At 42.9% G+C, this 17,835-nt stretch carries 17 protein-coding genes, 1 tRNA gene and 1 other RNA gene; 8 read left to right on the top strand and 11 right to left on the bottom strand.

Annotated features, from left to right (window positions below):
* Window positions 1-65: 65 nt before the first annotated feature.
* Window positions 66-1,409, bottom strand: a complete 1,344-nt coding sequence (locus ADJ77_RS02230) for an MATE family efflux transporter (RefSeq protein ID WP_050695980.1) — start codon at window positions 1,407-1,409, stop codon at window positions 66-68.
* Window positions 1,410-1,423: 14 nt separating this feature from the next.
* Entirely contained in the window at window positions 1,424-1,564 is a 141-nt protein-coding gene (locus ADJ77_RS13995; protein WP_167336707.1) for a hypothetical protein, read from the bottom strand.
* Between the two features lie 115 nt (window positions 1,565-1,679).
* Between ADJ77_RS13995 and ADJ77_RS02225 the strand changes: the two genes are divergently transcribed.
* On the top strand, window positions 1,680-2,081 hold the full coding sequence (locus ADJ77_RS02225) for an FKBP-type peptidyl-prolyl cis-trans isomerase (protein WP_025078474.1): 402 nt from the start codon (window positions 1,680-1,682) through the stop codon (window positions 2,079-2,081).
* Between the two features lie 164 nt (window positions 2,082-2,245).
* Here the strand turns inward: ADJ77_RS02225 and ADJ77_RS13710 are convergent.
* The 6 genes from ADJ77_RS13710 to ADJ77_RS02205 all read right to left on the bottom strand — a co-directional run bounded on the left by ADJ77_RS13710 (window position 2,246) and on the right by ADJ77_RS02205 (window position 4,849).
* Window positions 2,246-2,316: transfer RNA gene (locus ADJ77_RS13710), tRNA-Cys, on the bottom strand.
* A 199-nt stretch (window positions 2,317-2,515) separates the two neighbouring features.
* Window positions 2,516-2,701 (bottom strand): FeoB-associated Cys-rich membrane protein, encoded by a 186-nt coding sequence (locus ADJ77_RS02220; RefSeq protein WP_025078473.1) that lies wholly within the window; start codon window positions 2,699-2,701, stop codon window positions 2,516-2,518.
* Window positions 2,702-2,718: 17 nt separating this feature from the next.
* Window positions 2,719-3,126 (bottom strand): YkvA family protein, encoded by a 408-nt coding sequence (locus tag ADJ77_RS02215; RefSeq protein ID WP_025078472.1) that lies wholly within the window; start codon window positions 3,124-3,126, stop codon window positions 2,719-2,721.
* Between the two features lie 24 nt (window positions 3,127-3,150).
* Window positions 3,151-3,579: a hypothetical protein gene (locus ADJ77_RS02210; RefSeq protein ID WP_050695979.1), complete on the bottom strand. Its 429-nt coding sequence runs from the start codon at window positions 3,577-3,579 to the stop codon at window positions 3,151-3,153.
* Window positions 3,580-3,672: 93 nt separating this feature from the next.
* Window positions 3,673-4,058: RNase P RNA component class A (gene rnpB, locus ADJ77_RS07445), an RNA gene on the bottom strand.
* 143 nt (window positions 4,059-4,201) lie between these two features.
* Window positions 4,202-4,849, bottom strand: a complete 648-nt coding sequence (locus tag ADJ77_RS02205) for a hypothetical protein (protein WP_148301601.1) — start codon at window positions 4,847-4,849, stop codon at window positions 4,202-4,204.
* Between the two features lie 802 nt (window positions 4,850-5,651).
* On the opposite strand from ADJ77_RS02205, the gene ADJ77_RS02200 reads away from it, so the two are divergent.
* The gene (locus ADJ77_RS02200; RefSeq protein WP_025078470.1) at window positions 5,652-7,115 is read left to right on the top strand and encodes a trypsin-like peptidase domain-containing protein; all 1,464 of its coding nucleotides are present in this window, start codon (window positions 5,652-5,654) and stop codon (window positions 7,113-7,115) included.
* A gap of 305 nt (window positions 7,116-7,420) precedes the next feature.
* On the opposite strand, the gene ADJ77_RS02195 is transcribed toward ADJ77_RS02200, so the two are convergent.
* Both ADJ77_RS02195 and ADJ77_RS02190 read right to left on the bottom strand, forming a co-directional pair.
* Window positions 7,421-8,329, bottom strand: a complete 909-nt coding sequence (locus ADJ77_RS02195) for a DUF1266 domain-containing protein (RefSeq protein ID WP_025078469.1) — start codon at window positions 8,327-8,329, stop codon at window positions 7,421-7,423.
* Window positions 8,330-8,393: 64 nt separating this feature from the next.
* Entirely contained in the window at window positions 8,394-9,293 is a 900-nt protein-coding gene (locus ADJ77_RS02190) for a DUF1266 domain-containing protein (protein ID WP_042740967.1), read from the bottom strand.
* Window positions 9,294-10,385: 1,092 nt separating this feature from the next.
* Here ADJ77_RS02190 and ADJ77_RS02180 point away from each other — a divergent pair.
* From ADJ77_RS02180 to ADJ77_RS02160, 5 genes are read left to right on the top strand one after another with little or no spacing between them, the layout of a single operon-like run.
* Window positions 10,386-11,249 carry a sigma-70 family RNA polymerase sigma factor gene (locus ADJ77_RS02180; protein ID WP_025078467.1) on the top strand — a complete coding sequence of 288 codons (864 nt, stop codon included), beginning with the start codon at window positions 10,386-10,388 and terminating at the stop codon, window positions 11,247-11,249.
* A gap of 32 nt (window positions 11,250-11,281) precedes the next feature.
* A complete protein-coding gene (locus ADJ77_RS02175; RefSeq protein WP_025078466.1) occupies window positions 11,282-11,779 on the top strand; it encodes a hypothetical protein in 498 nt (165 codons plus the stop codon).
* Complete coding sequence (locus tag ADJ77_RS02170; protein ID WP_025078465.1) at window positions 11,766-12,668, top strand: hypothetical protein; 903 nt, start codon at window positions 11,766-11,768, stop codon at window positions 12,666-12,668. Before ADJ77_RS02175 ends, ADJ77_RS02170 begins: the two co-directional genes overlap by 14 nt.
* Window positions 12,669-12,673: 5 nt before the next feature.
* Window positions 12,674-13,159, top strand: a complete 486-nt coding sequence (locus ADJ77_RS02165; RefSeq protein WP_025078464.1) for a S24/S26 family peptidase — start codon at window positions 12,674-12,676, stop codon at window positions 13,157-13,159.
* A gap of 44 nt (window positions 13,160-13,203) precedes the next feature.
* Window positions 13,204-13,653 carry a PqqD family protein gene (locus ADJ77_RS02160; RefSeq protein WP_081784438.1) on the top strand — a complete coding sequence of 150 codons (450 nt, stop codon included), beginning with the start codon at window positions 13,204-13,206 and terminating at the stop codon, window positions 13,651-13,653.
* A gap of 580 nt (window positions 13,654-14,233) precedes the next feature.
* Here the strand turns inward: ADJ77_RS02160 and ADJ77_RS02155 are convergent.
* Window positions 14,234-16,423, bottom strand: a complete 2,190-nt coding sequence (locus ADJ77_RS02155; protein WP_025078463.1) for a S9 family peptidase — start codon at window positions 16,421-16,423, stop codon at window positions 14,234-14,236.
* 55 nt (window positions 16,424-16,478) lie between these two features.
* On the opposite strand from ADJ77_RS02155, the gene ADJ77_RS02150 reads away from it, so the two are divergent.
* Window positions 16,479-17,390 carry a TIGR01212 family radical SAM protein gene (locus tag ADJ77_RS02150; protein WP_025078462.1) on the top strand — a complete coding sequence of 304 codons (912 nt, stop codon included), beginning with the start codon at window positions 16,479-16,481 and terminating at the stop codon, window positions 17,388-17,390.
* Window positions 17,391-17,835: the final 445 nt, after the last annotated feature.

The raw sequence follows: 17,835 nt of genomic DNA, 5'->3' as shown, positions 1-17,835 counted from the left end.
TGTTTTTCTTTTAGATATTGGCCCTAAGACTAAACATATCCTCCTCGTTATTTTTCCGAAACACATTAAAATATCGTCGAGTACCGACGTGCCCACAGAACAGAAGCCACTCCCCTCATAAAAAGAAACGACAGAAAGGCTATCCATAATGCATTGTTACCAAAACTACCCCAAAGCAGATAATAAACTGCGAAGAATGTTACCATTGCCACAGCTGTTGAGAATAACATTCCCTTGGTTGCTGTTAACCCAATAAAGACTCCATCCAGCACGAAAGCAGCCATTCCTGCCACGGGTATCAAATAAGCCCAGAACAGATAGGGACGTGCTGCTGTCACAACTGCCGTATCATCCGTGAGAAGATGTAGGAAACCGACACCTCCAAAGACGTAAACCGCCGTGAACATCAATACCATAATGATACCAAAGCCAAACAATCGACGAACCGTTATACGTAGCCCTGCCATGTCTCTTGCACCGTAGAATTTACCACTGAGTGCCTCACCAGCATATGCAAAACCATCCATCATATAAGAGAAAAGCGTGAACAACGTCATCAACAACGTATTGACTGCCAGCATCATTGCGCCCTGCTTTCCACCAGCTGAGGTAAAAAAGAAGTTCACAGCCACCAGACAAAGAGTGCGCAGGAAGATATCCTTATTCACACGGAAGAACTCTCCCCATCCACTCTTCACTGTCAGTATATGCCTGAAGGTCATCTGCAGACCCGCACAAATATTTTGACCAGTTACCAATTCCAGTTCACCTTCCTTCTTCATCCGCCTATATACCGCAAACAAGGACACGATAAAACCTGTCCATTGAGCCAGAACTGTACCTCCTGCAACACCACTTATCTTCCAGTTAAACACAAAAACGAAGAATAGGGAAGCAAGGATATTGACCACATTCTGCAACACTGCTACCACCATCGGTGTACGGGTGTCCTGCATTCCAATAAACCATCCAGTCAGACCATAAAGTCCCAACATTGCAGGTGCCCCCCATATAACAATTCTGAAATAGGCAGCAACAAACTGCCAAGAGCCTTCTGGCGTATTCATCAGCCGAAGCATCCCCCATTCTATTCCACGCTGTGCCACGATAAACAACAAGCCTATACCTACACCTATTATCAGTGTACGAACAAGAATATCCACACATTCCTGCCCGTCTTGCCGTCCACACGCCTGCGATGTCATTCCGCTCGTACCCATACGAAGAAAGCCTAACAGCCAGTACATCACATTGAATATCATCGAACCGACTGCAATCGCACTGATATATGCCTCATTACCAATATGCCCCACCACCGCCAGATCCACAAGTCCCAACAGTGGAACCGTCACATTACTAATGATAGAGGGAATAGCAAGGCGAAGAATCTCCTTGTTCCAGTTATCCATTAACTGCATTCCACCTACTCCCGAATATAGTCCTTGGCCACAAGGTCGTAATACAAAGCCTCCAGTTCTGCCAGCGACAAACGCTCTATCGAATGTTCCAGTACACGAATCAGCTCTGCCCGACGTGTATCATTCTCTGTTCTATCAAAATTCATATCATTCGTTTATTGACTGTGAAACAAATACTATGCCGAAGCAAAAGTAATTGAATTAATTGTGAATTCAAAAGATATTAGCTAATTTTGCGGCTATTAATATAATATAAGGTGTATGGGAAAGAAGCAGGAATACAAGTTAAAGAACGAAGAGTATCTCAAGGAACTAAGTCAGAAAGACGGAATCAGAACTCTACCGCATGGTATTCTCTACGAAGTGATAAAGGAAGGTACTGGTGAAGGAAAAGTCTCTGCACGCTCCATTGTCACCTGTCATTATCGTGGCAGTCTCATATCAGGCAAGGTGTTCGATGACAGCTGGCAGAGAGGAATCCCCGAGGCTTTCCGTGTAAACGAACTTATCACAGGCTTCCAGATTGCGCTCTGTGCCATGCGCAAGGGTGACCATTGGCGTATCCACATCCCTTATCAGGATGGATATGGCACGAAGCGTGACGGTGAAATTCCAGCTTTCTCCACACTGGTGTTTGAAGTTGAGCTGTTTGGGATTGGATAAGACAAGAAAGATCAGCATCCCCATTCCCTGGAAGAAAAAGTATTAGCAGACTATTAAATTGAATACCCCTATTAGTTTAAACCACTTCATAAATATAAACTTTATCTTCCAGGAGAAGAATGAAATGGATATAAAAAGACTCTCATAATTGAGAGTCTTCTTTGAGGTGCCTAGCGGAATCGAACCGCTCTACATGGTTTTGCAGACCATTGCCTAACCTCCCGGCCCAAGCACCATTATTATCTGCAAAGCATATTTGTGATTTGCGAGTGCAAAGATAATCAATAAAATCGGTTTAACCAAACATTTCAAGAACTTTTTTTTCGAGAAAAATTGTGTGAACTCTTTTCCAAAACCATTTCAAGAACTTCTCATGAAACATCGGACAAAATAGTTACGGAAGTGTTTGTTTTGACAAATAACTTCACAGAGAACTACTTGAAACAAACTGGCTTCTTGCGCCCCTCCAGTTTCTGCTTCGCCTTCAACTGGTCATGAATGGCACAACCTGAACAGCCGTGACAAGGGTCACTTGCCGCCTGAAATGACTGCCATATCCGATAAACAACATATCCTAAAGCCGAAAGAAGTACTATGCCCAAGACTACATACTGCCACATAAGAACCTCCTTCACCATCAAACGGGTGTATCAGTAGTGTCTTCTGCAAAAAGATCTTCTGCAATGTTGACCTCATCATCATCAAACCACTTCGACAGCTTTTCATGTGCCTGCTCCTTCATTTCATCGTCAACAGACGTCCACACCTTGCCCAATGCGTAAAGCAAAACAGTAAGGTCATCCGTAAGTCCAGCGATAGGAATAGCATCCGGCACAACATCAAGCGGCGAAATGAGATAGCCCAAAGCACCGATAATAATAGCCTTATCCTTCAATGACACCTTGTCACTCTGTATCATATAATACAGAATCAATGCCACATAAACCAGTTTCGCACCAGCACGCTTTGCAATACGCTGTATCTTATCAAAGAATCCCTGCTGGGTGAACTTGTCCTTATATTTCTGCAAATCAGGTAATTCCATAAACTATTAACTTTTTAACGACACTTACTTGAAAGCCAGCACACGGTCAACATAAGCCTTTGCTTCCGGATAATCACGGTTTGCACGGCGAATCTTACTACGAACCAAAGCCTTCATCAACACTCTATAAAGAAGGAAGAGTATCAGCCCCACACCGATAGCCACCAGCACATTCAACACCCCCTCGAAAGGCAACGAGTCATCCGGAAATCCCGACATGACCAATATTGGCAGGCAAAGCAGAATACCAGCAATCGTATAACGCGAACGTTCCGTACCCTCGCTGTCCAGAGCTGCCTGATAATCGAAGAGATAATCCGAAAGTTCCTCCTCACTGACATTGGCTGGCAGCTGTGGGAAACCAGCCTCATCCTTATGGTTTCTGATTCTGTTTTCTACCGTATGCTGAAAATCGTCCAGCACAGTAACATACCGCTCTTCTAAATCTTTCATGACTATCCAAAGTTTTTATCCATAAAAGCCATACCCCCTACCCCCGCATCATTCCAAACAGAATATGGGAAGACGGCATGAATGAAAGAAAAATAAAACAGTGCTCCTATAAGCCGGGTTCTGTCTCTTCCTCATCTTTCGATAATAGGAAGACGCCTGTCATTTATCTATATTGCAGGTCACCCTGCAATTAAAGCATTCTACCCTCCGTTGTGCATACGCTCGGGCGGGCAGCCCTCAAACAACGGTTTACATGAACTTGCAGCTCCTGAACGGCACAGCCAGACGATCGCCCGCCTGCCGGTAGTCTCTTACACCACCTTCTCACCCTTACCACACATTGCTGAATGGCGGTTATTTTCTTCTGCCTACATCTACTGTCACCAATAGCTTCTATTTTCGGAAGCAGGATGCCCTATGCTGCCCGGACTTTCCTCTCGCATCCATTACAGATGCCAGCGACAGAGCCGGAACACTGCCTTATTAAAATGCAAAGATAATGGAAAACATGGAAAAGCCAAAATATTTCACTGATTATCTAAGTAAAGAGCCATGAAACACATAACATGGCAAAACATATAATCATCCTTAGCCGTACAGTCATTACATCTATACCCTTCCGTCATTTCCTGCATCTACCATGTAGCATGGGAGGGTCGTCAAAAGTCTCCATTGTATCATCCGGTTCAATGTAAGAAAGACCATGCATCTTAAGCTCACGGGAAACAAGCAGATAACTTTCCTTATCAATCACCTCTCCCTTACATATTAATTTCCGGGTAACATCATAAAAATAAAAAATCGGGAAAAAGTTTTTCTTGACATCACCGCCTGAATCCCACAGCTTGAATTTTATTTTCTTTATCTCAGAATAAGAATGTTCCTCACTTTTCCCACTTCTATACTCTATGGTAAAACTATCAGCACGCATCACAATGCCTACAGCCCAGTCACGAACAAGACCGAGGTAGACATTATACATCAGGCATACAAAGACTAACACGAAGAACAACAGTGTAACCCACACATCCCATGTCAACTCTGTCAAGGAATGCGCTACTAAACTATATTTTGTGCCAGACGTGAAGAAGTTGACATATAAAGCTACAACCAAGATGACAGCCCAGACAAAAGCCTGAAGAGGATGCCTCGTATTGACAGTGAAAGTCCAATATACCCTGCCATTCCATCTTACACAACTCGATTTCAATCTACGATAAGACAAATCCCTGAAATAATCCTGCCAAGACTTACGCAACTTCTTATTCAAAAGCAGAAGAAGCAGAAATGCCAAAAGTACAAATAGAATTATAAAAACAAAGCAGAAGAATGTAGAAGAAACAAACATAACATTATAGATAGATTCTTAAATCAACAACCCATGTGAATACAGATTATGAAAGACAAAGTTACAAAACATTTTATAAACAGAAGGTGCTTCATCCATGTTTTTTATACACAATGGGACTTTTCACAACCTCTTCCTACAACAGCAGGCTGCAAAACGGGCTCTTCGCACCTTTCAAACCTATGGTTTACAAGCTGCAGCACTATACTTTACGTTCACCAGACCATACCTTGACAGGATTCTTTTCATGAAGATAAACATTTCTTTTCATGAAAAAAAATATTTTTGTTCGTGAAAATAAATATTTCTTTTCATGAAAATAATTCCCCACACTGTAAATCAAGAAGCCAACATCATGCCTGCAAATGACATGGTCGGAGAATGACAGTCTGTCAGAAAACGTATCACTGCTATCCCGTCAGGCATCAGAATTGCGGTAATACGTCCATCTTTTCCTTTCATCATACCACCCATACAGGTCGAAATGTACGAGATGAAAACAAAAGAAACACATAAACTGAACGAATGTAAATTTATCCGCACTTCTGATTAAGAGCCGTTAAGGAGCAAAAACGAATTGTTAAAATCGGATAAAGATAACTGACAAAATGGCGGTTTTACGATTTTTGCGTCTATATTTGCATCTTGAAAGATGTCAGCGAGACATTTATAAATAATGACGACTTGACACATAAACGAAATCAACGAACAAATAATTATGTATATGAAGAATTTATCAAAGTATCTGGTAGGCGCAGCATGTGTTACTGCCCTTGCCTTTTCTACTGGTGCCTTTATCAAAGTCTATGCAGCCGAGGCACCTGTCGTAGCTCCCGGTCAGCCTGTTGACCTTACTTATGCTGCCGCAAAGGCTCTGCCTGCAGTAGTGCATATCAAGTACGTGCAGAACTCAAAGACTAAGACCGTTGAAGTTCAGGAAGGCCCATTCGGAGGTTTCTTCGACCCATTTGGATTCTTCGGCAACCCTGGCAACGGCGGATCACGCCGCCAGCAGGTACAGACTCCAAAGAGAGAGGCTACGGGAAGCGGCGTCATCATTTCATCTGACGGCTACATCGTAACCAACAACCACGTTGTTGAGGGTGCTGACGAATTGACTGTCACACTGAACGACAACCGCGAATTCTCTGCCCGCATCGTCGGAACTGACAAACAGACAGACCTTGCCCTACTGAAGGTGAATGCTACAAACCTCCCCACCATGTCCATCGGTGACTCTGACAATCTGAAAGTAGGTGAATGGGTAATTGCAGTCGGCAACCCTTATAACCTCAACTCTACTGTTACCGCAGGTATCGTAAGTGCAAAGTCACGTGGCTTGGGGGCGACACGCAATGGCATCGAGAGCTTTATTCAGACTGACGCTGCCATCAACCAAGGTAACTCTGGTGGTGCATTGGTCAACACACAGGGTGAACTGGTAGGTATCAATGCCATGCTTTACTCACAGACTGGTGCATACAGCGGCTACGGCTTTGCTATCCCTACAACCATTATGAACAAGGTGGTTGATGACATAAAGAAATATGGTAGCGTACAGCGTGTAATGCTCGGCATCCAGGGTGGTGATGTCCTGAATTTCATCAACGCACAGAAGGAAGAGGGCAAGAACACTGACCTCGGCACAAACGAAGGTGTTTATGTCAGCGAAGTGTCTGAGGAAGGCAATGGTGCTGCTTTAGGCTTGATGAAGGGTGACGTAATTACCAAGTTCGACGGACAGAAGGTGACACGCATGTCAGAGCTTCAGCAGGCACTCAACAGCAAGCGTCCGGGCGATAAGGCTACCGTGACCTACATCCGTAACAAGAAAGAGCTTGCAAAGACTATCACACTGAAGAATGCACAGGGTACGACAAAGGTAATCGAGCAGGCTGACATTGATGTCCTCGGTGGTCAGTACCGTCCGGTTTCTGATACCTTGAAGAAACAGCTGAACATCAGCTATGGTCTTGAAGTCCTGAAGGTTAACAGCGGCGCATTGAAGTCTGCCGGCATCAACCGTGGCTTCATCATTCAGAATGTAAACGACAACATGGTGAAGAGCATCGACGACCTGCAGAACCTCGTGAGAAAGGCTTCAACCAGCAAGGACCCTGTTCTCTACATACAGGGTATCTACCCTACTGGCAAAAAGGCTTACTTCGCTGTACCTCTTGCGGACTAACATCAGGTAATTTCCAGCTGAAAAGCTGACGCATAAAATCCCCCATCCTTTGCCTGTCAGTGCAAGGATGGGGGTTATTATATGGCAGATTCTTGAACCCATGCTGAAAGATTCAATTCAAGAAAGCAGTCAGCTCATTCTATTTTCCTCTTTAACGAAGCATCTTTTTGCCACCCCTTTCAGTCGGACAGTTCGTCATGCTCACCAATAAGAAGGCCAGAACAGCCTGTCTGACGGAGAGAAAACACATCAAGGGAGATGTTATCAGAACCTGCAATGTTATCAATCTTTCTCAACAAGACGCCTTACTTAGCAAATGGGATGCTATTCCAGAGACTCTTTGGGTTATCCGTCAACTTCTTGATTTCACGCGACTGCATCTTAACCTGGAGCCGTCCACCGCCCCAAAGAACGCATCCAATCAGATAACTCTTACCATAATCTTCCCAGGAAGTAATTGACTTATGTGCCATTTCATCTGCTGCATCTACAAACTGCCACATCTCCTCTTCACTGATATACTTTGATTCAAAGCACAATCTTGCCAAATAAACCAAGCGGGAAGCATCCCAGGCAGCTGCACCGATACGGACAAAGTCAGCATCATCCCTTATGATTCCCAACTTAACCAAATTGCCAACTTCCTTAAAAGCATACTCTATCTGCTTTCCACATGCCTGTGCATCCTCTTTAAGTACAAAGGTGTTGTCAAGATACTGCTGTACAGCCTGCTGCTCTTTGAGCTTGAAAGCCTCAGCAATGTGCTCGAAGTAGCGGTTTACTCCAGCTACCTTCTGTTCGTTCAGAACACGGGTAGCTGTTTCATGATTCCATATATCCCACTCTTTACTCAGAGTAAAATAGCGTTCTTCCTTCTGCATTCCTGTCTTAACACTGTTCATCAGCAACTTGCTTTGGACAGAATAGGGAGCACTCAAAAGAATCTTACGCTGCTGGTCCTTGCTCAATGTCGTCTTACTATCCACACGCATTCCACCAAAAACCAAGCGTAAAGTGGTTTTAAATTCGCCCAGATAGTAATATGCTCCAACCAAAATAATCACAGCAACAACTGCAAAAATAATCCAATTAACCACACCGTTTTCATCACCAGATGAACCTGAAGGAACTTTAATACGAATTCTTAATGCCATTGCCTCTTGTGCAACCATGCACAACATCAGTGCCATGCAAATCAATGCTTTTTTCTTCATAATACTTTTCATCTTTGATACTATTGTTATCTTTCATCAGTATATTCCTAAAACGACTTTACTTTCAAAAGGAAAAACTCTTCCAAGGACTCTCTGCCTTTGAGTACATACGCTTAGCATGTCCAGCCATCACCTCAAAATAGTTGGCAGTACCACACCACAGACAACGCCCGATGATGTAACTCTTTCCAAAATCTTCCCAGGATGTGAGCGAATGATGGGCTATTTCGTCTGCCGAATCAATGTATTTCCACATTGTTTCATCATCAATATAATCATGCTCACGACACAATCTTGCCATGAAAACAAGTCTGCCGGCATCCCAGGCATCTGCTCCTATGCGTGCAAAATCCGCCTCATCTTTTATCATTCCTTCTTTAAGCAGTGGTCCTATAGACTCAAAGGCTAATTGAACCTGCTCCCAACAGTTACACATATCTTCCTCTTCTTCAAAGGAAGAGGATATATATTGTTTGATATCCTGCTTGTTCTTAAGTTTCAGAGACTCCACCACTTGGCGGAAGTAACGACGTGTGCCTTTCAACTTCAGATACTCAAGTTTATCTAATGCAGACCCCTTATCCGTTATTCCCCAACCCTTTACAAAGATACCCTGCCGGTCACCCCTGTCTATCCCTGTCTTGACAACATTCATAAAAGCTCCCTTCTGAGCTGAAAAAACACCACTAAGAAGGATTTTACGCTGCTGTTCTTCACTCAAGTCAGTGCTTTTATCCACACGGAAACTACCACTAATAAAACTGAAGAATGACTTGATCTTGGACCAATTATTGTATAAGAATATCAAAAGGATCACTCCACCAAAAGCAAGAATAAACCAAAGTGTTGTATTATCATCACTTTCAGGTACAGGAGCTTTCTTGGCAGTTATCTTAAAGGCCTCTGCATACTGTGCAGTAAGACACAACATCATCACGATGATTGCCGTTGTTTTCTTTTTCATATTAACGTTCTGTTTAAGGTTAAACTGCAGTACCACTGACTGTTTTCTTGATATTAAACTGTGCCATTGCCGATGATACACCCAACATATAAGGAACGGCAATGAACATACATAAGGAAAATACTTTCATAAGCGATTTCTTTTAAAATTGTGAATAATGGAACAAAGATAAACAAAAACCTTTAATTATTCCCTAATATTGTATTTTTTAGATTTACACTACATCTATTCACACACAGCCTTGAAACTGGTGCATAAAAAGGTTTATCCGTTAAATGCGTGGATGTTTTTCGTATAGCTTTAACGGATGAGCCGAAGTTATTTATTAAATATAAACATAGCCAAGACGGTCTTGGCTACCTACTTTATTATTGTCTTCCGATGCAGAAAACCTTTTCATATCAATACTTTGAAACAGCAGGCAACAGATTGAAAAATCATGACATAATTTCGGATAAAACACCTACAGATAAAGGCAAAAATACGTGTAAAAAGCAAGTTTGCAACCAACAGTAAATCAGTTGGTTATAAAGCAGTGCAAGAAAAGGTGCTTAATTGGACTTCAAAAGGGCGTTAGTTAGACCTCAAAAGGGCATCTATTGCAAGTCAATTGGGCGTCTTTTAGAAGCCAATAGACCATGTATTGGTTTTGAATTGCATGAAAATAGTTTACAAACATTGGTTGATATGGGAATAAGTTGTTTGTTGAAGGCGGAAAGACATGGTGTCTGTTTGCCTTTTCTGCATTTTTATCTTGTGCTTTATCCCTTTTTGTGAGACCGTCTGATTTTGGATAGTCATACCATGCAGATGTATAAGCCTTTATTCTGTTTCCAATCTACGCATTTAACGGAAGAACCTAAAAAACGGGAAGAGAGATTCATTATACCAAATCTTGGCAACATCATTACCTGCGATTGCTAATACTTGTGCAAATATCTGACGGCTGGTTGGCAGTAAACAGACTGTACTCTAAAAACTTAATAAGAAACTTAAAATCAGTATATCCCCAAGGCTACTTTTTCACCTTTTTATTTGTTCAACTCATTGAATTTGTGTAAATTTGCCGTCACTTTACATAATGCCACGCACATGAGACAATTGAAAATCACAAAATCGATTACAAATCGGGAGAGTGCCTCTCTCGACAAGTATCTGCAAGAAATCGGTCACGAAGAAATGATTAGTATTGAAGAGGAAGTAGAACTTGCTCAACGAATACGGAAAGGTGACCGAAAGGCTTTAGAACGCCTGACAAAAGCCAATCTGCGTTTCGTTGTCTCAGTCGCAAAGCAGTATCAGAACCAGGGACTGTCCCTGCCCGACCTTATCAACGAGGGTAACTTAGGATTGATCAAGGCTGCAGAAAAGTTTGATGAAACCCGTGGCTTCAAGTTCATATCATACGCTGTATGGTGGATTAGGCAGAGTATCCTGCAAGCTATCGCAGAACAGAGCCGCATCATCCGCCTGCCGCTGAACCAGGTCAGTTCTGTCAACAAAATCAACAAGGTATTAAACCAGTTCGAGCAGGAGAATGAGCGTCGCCCAAGCATTGACGAGATTGCACAGAACACTGACATCCCAGAAGAAAAGATTGTTGACGCAATGAAAGTCAACTCACGCCATGTATCAGTAGATGCCCCGTTCTATGATGACGAACAAAGCAGCCTACTTGATGTCATTCCCAATGACAACACTCCCTCTACTGACAGGAGACTGGTTGAAGAGAGTCTGCGTGAGGAGATTGGACGAGCCTTACAAATTCTTGAAGACAGGGAAAAGAAAGTGATAGAGGCTTACTTCGGAATCAACCAACGTGAAATGACGCTGGAGGAAATAGGCAGTAAATACAACCTTACGCGTGAACGGGTAAGACAGATAAAGGAAAAGGCTATTCGACGTCTGCGCCAACAAACCAACAGTAAGGTATTGAAGGCTTACTTAGGACAATAACATTAACACAGTTAAGATATTTATAATAAATGATGAAACTTCGCCAGGTATTAATTATCACAGCACTTCTGCTGGGATGGGTAAATAACAGCAACGCAAAAGGATACAAGCCCGCAAAGGTCTACATGTTCGGCTTTGCAGCTTCTTTCAACGACTCAACGGTCTATATGACTAATATACAGAAGGTTGATGCTTACCTTGTAGACGACCGCACACACTTCCTTGCCAACCGTGAGGATTACTCTTATCAGCTTCGTTCTTATCTGCAGAGCAATGGTCTGGTAAGCTATCCGACCTGTATTACTATGTTTGCAGAAAACGAGAAGAGTGCAATGAAGAAATATGTGAAACTAAAGAACAGGTACGAGAAAGCCAAGAAGAAATACTTTATCAAGCCTGTTTCTGAGAATCAGTTCAGCTACAATACAATTAAGCCGGACGATATTACTTCATACACAGAACCACAAGTAAGTAAAAAAACAGTGGTAAAGTCGAAGAAAGCACAAGCAGCAAAAGATGGAAATAAATAACTTTAGAGTAGCTGACTTTGACCTACAGATTATCTTCCGTGACACAAACGTCAATGGAATGCACCTGTTACCCTCCTTTGAACCTTTCAGAGTCAGCGAGGTTTCAGACAAACTCTTTTTCCGACTGACTGTCGACGATACGCTTCAACCTATCCCCAAGGAAAGAAGGCAGCGTATCCGGGCTTTTGACACAGGGAATGGTGATACGATTGTTGATCGTGTGGATGACGGCAGCTATCAGTATGTCATCAAGGACATTAACGGTGCCGACTGCTGCCTGGTACAGAGCAACAAAGACTTCTCTGACTGTCGATGTGCACTCAACGGCAACATGAACATGCGCACTTTCGGACTTAACAATGCACTGATGCTCATCTTTGCCTTTGCCGGTGCACACAAGAAAACATTGCTGATTCATGCTTCTCTCGTTCGTAACAACGACTATGGATATGCCTTCATCGCAAAGAGTGGGACAGGCAAGTCTACACAGGTCAGCATGTGGCTACGTTATATTCCGGGCAGTGACCTCATGAATGATGACAATCCTATTGTGAGAATCATTGACAACGAAGCGTGGATTTATGGCAGCCCATGGAGTGGTAAGACACCATGCTACCGTAATGTAAAGGCACGCTTAGGGGCTATCACACGTATTGACCGTGCAACAGAAAACTCGGTTGAGAAACTAAACCCTATCTCTGCCTTTGCCTCTCTCCTGCCCTCTTGCTCCAGCATGAAATGGGATTCGGAGATTTACAACGGCATCTGTGATACAATAACAAAGATTGTGGAGACAGGCAGAATATTCACTTTACACTGCTTACCCAACCAGGAAGCGGCTGAAGTATGCTATCAAGCCGTAACGAAAGGACACGACTTACAAAAATAAGACTTATGTCAAAAACCATCCTTACTACTTCTGAAGTTCAGTTTGCCAATGCTGACTTCCTGCCTGAAGTTGTCAAGATGCTGAAAGAAGGGCATACCGTCACGCTGCGTCTTCGTGGTTATTCCATGCGTCCTTTTCTGGAAAACGACCGTGACAAGGCGCTGCTAAGAAAGCCAACAACGGTGAAAGCAGGCGACCCTGTCCTGGCAGAGATAGCCCCACACCACTATGTTCTTCACCGTATTGACAGGATAGAAGGCGACAACGTAACATTACGGGGTGACGGTAACCTTGCCGTTGAACACTGTAAAAAAGAGGACATAGTAGGAAGTGTAATCGGATTCTACCGTAAGGGACGGACACAAATAGACCGTACTGACGGGCGGAAATGGAAGCTGTACAGTTTCTTTTGGATGCGACTTCTCCCTATCCGCAGATACCTTCTCGGTGTCTATCGGCGTCTATGGATTCCGCTCTTCGGTCCGATTTAGATCCACCAATACTACTTTGACTATAAAACAAACAACCAATAAGAATGAAAGTAAAAAATGGTTTTAACCTCCGTGAAGTATGCGGAGAACATATCATCGTTGCTGAAGGAGACGAAAACATCGACTTCAGCAATATTATATCTATGAATGAAAGCTCTGCATATCTGTGGGAAGAGGTGCAGAAGATGGATTCCTTTACAGTTGACAATCTTGTGGAATTAATCTGTGAACAGTATGAGATTGATGAGAACACTGCCCGTGAAGATGCCAAAACGCTTGCTGTTCAATGGGGTGTTGCCGGCATCATCGAGGGAGAAGATATACCAAAAGAGAACTCAACTACTGAAAAGGAGATTATCACTGAAGAAACAAGTTCTACCCAAACAGAGGCATTTGGAACAACAAGCTCTACACAAACGGAGAGTTTTACAACAGAAGAAAAGCCTAAAAAAAGTGTTTCTTTAAGCGTCTCTTCGGATAAAGAGCACGTTTAGGAGAATTAGATATAAAAAATCGGATACAGGATTAACATGATCAGTGTCCGATTTTTTCTTTATTATTACTGTCTGACATAACTACAAACAATATACTTTCCCATACGGAAACTCTTTTAATTTATTGATATCCAGTAACACAACTCTTTTCTATCAACAAGATGCTTCTATTCCAGTAACGCATTGTCACGTATTAAGCACACAACACCATGTGTGTTTACCAACAGCACCATACGTGTTTACCAACAACACCATGTGTGATGGGCAACAACACATCGGTAGGAAATGGGAAGAGAAGTTTATTAAGGTCATTACAACAATATATAATTAGGACACTAATGAATAAAGTATATGGGAAAAGGGTTGTCAGACACTAGTAAAAATTAATAAGATTCGATGTATGCTGTGATTTAATGAACCGACTTGGGATTATCAACCAACTCCTCTCCCCGTATTCTTTCTATTGAAGCAAAAAAGAAAAGAAAGAATAAAACAGGAAGAAACCTATAAAATCAAAACTCGGGCACTGAACATGATAGTTCAGCGCCCGAGTTCTTTATATACAGTTCAGAACAGCATATTACAAGTTCTCCATAAACCATTCAGCAACCTGTCTCAACAGATGATGACGTGTATTTCCACCATAGATTCCGTGATTACGGTTGGTGTAAAGATTCTCCTTGAAATCCTTATCTGCCTGAACCAATGCTTCTGAATATTCAAAGGCGTTCTGTGGATGAACGTTATCGTCCACCGTACCGTGACAAATCAACAACTTGCCGTGTAGTTTCCCGGCACGGTTAATCGGGTTGATAGCATAACCTGTAGCATTCTCCTGTGGTGTACGCATATAACGTTCGGTATAGACTGTATCATAGAAACGCCAGTCAGTCGGTGGGGCAATAGCAACACCAGCCTTGAATGCATTACGACCTTCGCTCATACTCATCAAGGTATTGAAGCCACCGAAGCTCCATCCCCAGATTCCGATACGTGAAGCATCGACATAACTCTGCTTACCCAGCCACAAAGCTGCCTCAACCTGATCTTTCGACTCAAGATCACCAAGTTTCAGATAAGTACACTTCTCGAACTCTGCTCCACGTGCACCGGTTCCTCTTCCATCTACAGTAACAACGATATAACCCTTCTGAGCCAGGTAGTAATCATACATTCCACCTGTACCCATTGAACCAACGCTCCAGTTGTCAACCACCTGCTGACTGCCCGGACCGCTATACTGGTGCATAATAACAGGATACTTCTTGGTTGCATCAAAGTCAGCCGGCTTCACCATCCAGCCATTGAGCTTCACACCTTCAGAGGTTGTAAACGTGAAGAACTCAACACCACCGTTACCATACTTCGCCATCTTTGACTGCAGTTCATCATTATTAAGGACCTCACGCACCTCCTTTCCCTTGTTGTCATAAATGGCATAGACGTACGGATGATTGCTGTCACTCCACGTGTTGAGGAAGTATTTGTAATCACCAGAGAACGAAGCCACATTCCAACCAGCACGAGCAGAAAGACAAGTCAGCTTACCCTTCTTGTCAGCAACATATATCTCACGCTGCACCGGTTTGCGGGCTGCAGCCTGAAAGTAAGTATTACCGGTCTTCTCATCATATCCGTAAATATCAGTCACGTCATAGTTTCCTTTATCAATCTGACGTAAAAATTTTCCATCCTTATTGTATAGATAGAGGTGCATATAGCCGTCACGGTCTGAAGGCAAAAGGATATAGTCCTTCATAATACTTATACCTTCCATCGCTTCTTCCTTGACATACTTAGACACACTCTCCTTAATCAGCAACTTACAAGCACCCGTAAGCGGATTAGCAGCATAGAGGTTCAACTCATCCTGATGACGATTCATTGTATAAAGGATAATTCTGTTCGCATCAAAAGTAGTCTTGACGCGTGGGATATAACCATCAGCAGCCAATGGCAAGTCATACTTACGCACCGCACCATCTGTCAAATTATAAGACCACGCACTCACCTTTGAGTTTGCTTCACCTGCCTTCGGATACTTATAGCTGTAATCTCCGGGATAAGTATCAAACTTTTCCAACGTAGGATGAGAGCCTTTATAAAACTGCAGAGTGAAAGTTTTTACCTCACTCTCGTCATACCTTATCCAGCTCAGCGTCTTGCTGTCTGCGCTCCAGGCAAGAGCATTGTTAAAGCCGAACTCCTCTTCGTTCACCCAGTCAGGCAAACCGTTGATTACTTTATTGAACTCACCGTCCGTAGTAACCTGCTTTGTATTCTCACCATCTGTAATGTAAATATTATTCTGATGGACATAAGCAATCTGCCTGCCATCCGGCGAGAAGGTAGGTATCTGTTCCGCACCTGCTTTGGACAGCTTCGTCAACTGTTTGGTCTTCACATCATAAAGATAGAAGTCTGCTGTGAACGAGCGACGATAGATACGGTTTGTATTCGTCTGCAACAACAGTCGACTTCCATCAGTCGAAATCCGATAATCATCAAATGAACTTAATTGTTCGCCTTTAGCATCAGCAAGGTCAAAGATAACTCCTGTAGGACTACCCGTCTTAAAGGAATACTTAACTACCTGCCGCCTGTCAGCCGAAATCTGTGCATACTCCGAAGTTCCCTCAAGAGGATTAACACCCGAGATACGCTTAGCTGCAAAAACGCCATTGGTGATGTCTTTCAAAGAGATGGGCTCTCCAGCCATCAACTGAAGTGCGGTCAGCACTGTTGCACACATAAGTAATATTCGTTTCATAAATTCAAGTTTTAACAGCACAAAAATATAAAATATTCTGTATATTTGCAAAAGAATGGAACAATATTATTGCGACTTCGGGAAATGGCTCCGCTCCCAATTCCCCTATAAAGTACAGAAAATATCGGTCAACGCAGGCTTTACCTGTCCTAACCGAGACGGAAGAATAGGGCGTGGTGGTTGCATCTACTGCAATAATCAAACCTTTAATCCTGCCTATTGTGATAATGGGAAAAGCGTAACTCAACAGCTTGAAGACGGCAAACGATTCTTCTCTGGGAAATACCCTGAGATGAAATATCTTGCTTATTTTCAAGCCTATACCAACACATACGGCACAAACGACCACGTCAAGAAACTCTATGAAGAGGCACTTGCCGTGGAAGATGTCGTCGGACTCGTGATTGGTACACGTCCCGACTGCATCAATGACGACCTCTTAGACTACTTTGAAGAACTCAACCGCCGCACCTTTCTCATCGTTGAATATGGTGTTGAAACCTGCAATGATGAAACGCTACGACTCGTCAATCGTGGGCATGACTTTGCTTGTGCTCGCAAGACTATTGAGGAGACTGCCCGACGTGGCATACGTGTTGGTGCACATATCATCCTCGGACTACCTGGTGAAGATGCCGAAGAGAGCCTAAGACAAGCACCAATCATCTCTTCTCTTCCACTAACAACGCTGAAGATCCATCAGCTGCAGATTATCCGTGGTACCCGTCTTGCAAAGATGTACGCTGAGAATCCCTTTCATCTTTATACAGTTGAAGAGTATATCAAGCTCATTGCTGCATACATCCGCCTTCTTCGCCCCGACCTTGTGCTCGAACGTTTCGTCAGCCAGAGTCCTCCTGACCTTCTCATCGCTCCAAAGTGGGGACTGAAGAACTATGAGTTTACCCACCTTCTTCACAACTATATGAAGGAGAATTTGAACAATAAGGCTCAATCAGACACATGAATAAAGCTGTATCAATATCTGTTTTCACTGTAATCTATATCCTTGGAGTAAGTTTTGTACAAATTATCTTCAGGAATGGTCACGATGTGGGAACAGGTATACTATACCTTTATAGCACCTTGCTCTATGTTATTAGTTTTATAATTTCATCCTCAATATTCGGAGGAAACAAGAAACGAAAATACATCTTTTTAGCTACTTCCTCCTTATCCTTACTCTACTACATTTATCTTTGGATGCAACAATCGAATATGCCTTATGAAAGAATTTTCTACATTCTTTGGGGCATTAGCATCTATGTCAGTGAGTTTATCTACCTAAAACAGCAAAAGAGCTGAGCGTAGAAAACTATTTTCCTACGTCTCCCACCCCTCCTTTCCATGAAGGCAAAGACTGCCATTCTGTCCACAACAGATGCCACTTTGTCACCAACATACTATAGGCA

Source organism: Prevotella fusca JCM 17724 (assembly GCF_001262015.1).
GTDB lineage: Bacteria > Bacteroidota > Bacteroidia > Bacteroidales > Bacteroidaceae > Prevotella > Prevotella fusca.
Note: the sequence above shows the minus strand (reverse complement) of the source record. Positions and strands in the feature narration are given on the sequence as shown.

What these genes read in the sequence shown, in the direction of transcription:
- ADJ77_RS02230 (WP_050695980.1), bottom strand. Translation starts at nt 1,409, where the DNA reads ATGGATAACTGGAACAAGGAGATTCTTCGCCTTGCTATTCCCTCTATC.
- ADJ77_RS13995 (WP_167336707.1), bottom strand. Translation starts at nt 1,564, where the DNA reads ATGAATTTTGATAGAACAGAGAATGATACACGTCGGGCAGAGCTGATT.
- ADJ77_RS02225 (WP_025078474.1), top strand. Translation starts at nt 1,680, where the DNA reads ATGGGAAAGAAGCAGGAATACAAGTTAAAGAACGAAGAGTATCTCAAG.
- ADJ77_RS02220 (WP_025078473.1), bottom strand. Translation starts at nt 2,701, where the DNA reads ATGTGGCAGTATGTAGTCTTGGGCATAGTACTTCTTTCGGCTTTAGGA.
- ADJ77_RS02215 (WP_025078472.1), bottom strand. Translation starts at nt 3,126, where the DNA reads ATGGAATTACCTGATTTGCAGAAATATAAGGACAAGTTCACCCAGCAG.
- ADJ77_RS02210 (WP_050695979.1), bottom strand. Translation starts at nt 3,579, where the DNA reads ATGAAAGATTTAGAAGAGCGGTATGTTACTGTGCTGGACGATTTTCAG.
- ADJ77_RS02200 (WP_025078470.1), top strand. Translation starts at nt 5,652, where the DNA reads ATGAAGAATTTATCAAAGTATCTGGTAGGCGCAGCATGTGTTACTGCC.
- ADJ77_RS02195 (WP_025078469.1), bottom strand. Translation starts at nt 8,329, where the DNA reads ATGAAGAAAAAAGCATTGATTTGCATGGCACTGATGTTGTGCATGGTT.
- ADJ77_RS02190 (WP_042740967.1), bottom strand. Translation starts at nt 9,293, where the DNA reads ATGAAAAAGAAAACAACGGCAATCATCGTGATGATGTTGTGTCTTACT.
- ADJ77_RS02180 (WP_025078467.1), top strand. Translation starts at nt 10,386, where the DNA reads ATGAGACAATTGAAAATCACAAAATCGATTACAAATCGGGAGAGTGCC.
- ADJ77_RS02175 (WP_025078466.1), top strand. Translation starts at nt 11,282, where the DNA reads ATGAAACTTCGCCAGGTATTAATTATCACAGCACTTCTGCTGGGATGG.
- ADJ77_RS02170 (WP_025078465.1), top strand. Translation starts at nt 11,766, where the DNA reads ATGGAAATAAATAACTTTAGAGTAGCTGACTTTGACCTACAGATTATC.
- ADJ77_RS02165 (WP_025078464.1), top strand. Translation starts at nt 12,674, where the DNA reads ATGTCAAAAACCATCCTTACTACTTCTGAAGTTCAGTTTGCCAATGCT.
- ADJ77_RS02160 (WP_081784438.1), top strand. Translation starts at nt 13,204, where the DNA reads ATGAAAGTAAAAAATGGTTTTAACCTCCGTGAAGTATGCGGAGAACAT.
- ADJ77_RS02155 (WP_025078463.1), bottom strand. Translation starts at nt 16,423, where the DNA reads ATGAAACGAATATTACTTATGTGTGCAACAGTGCTGACCGCACTTCAG.
- ADJ77_RS02150 (WP_025078462.1), top strand. Translation starts at nt 16,479, where the DNA reads ATGGAACAATATTATTGCGACTTCGGGAAATGGCTCCGCTCCCAATTC.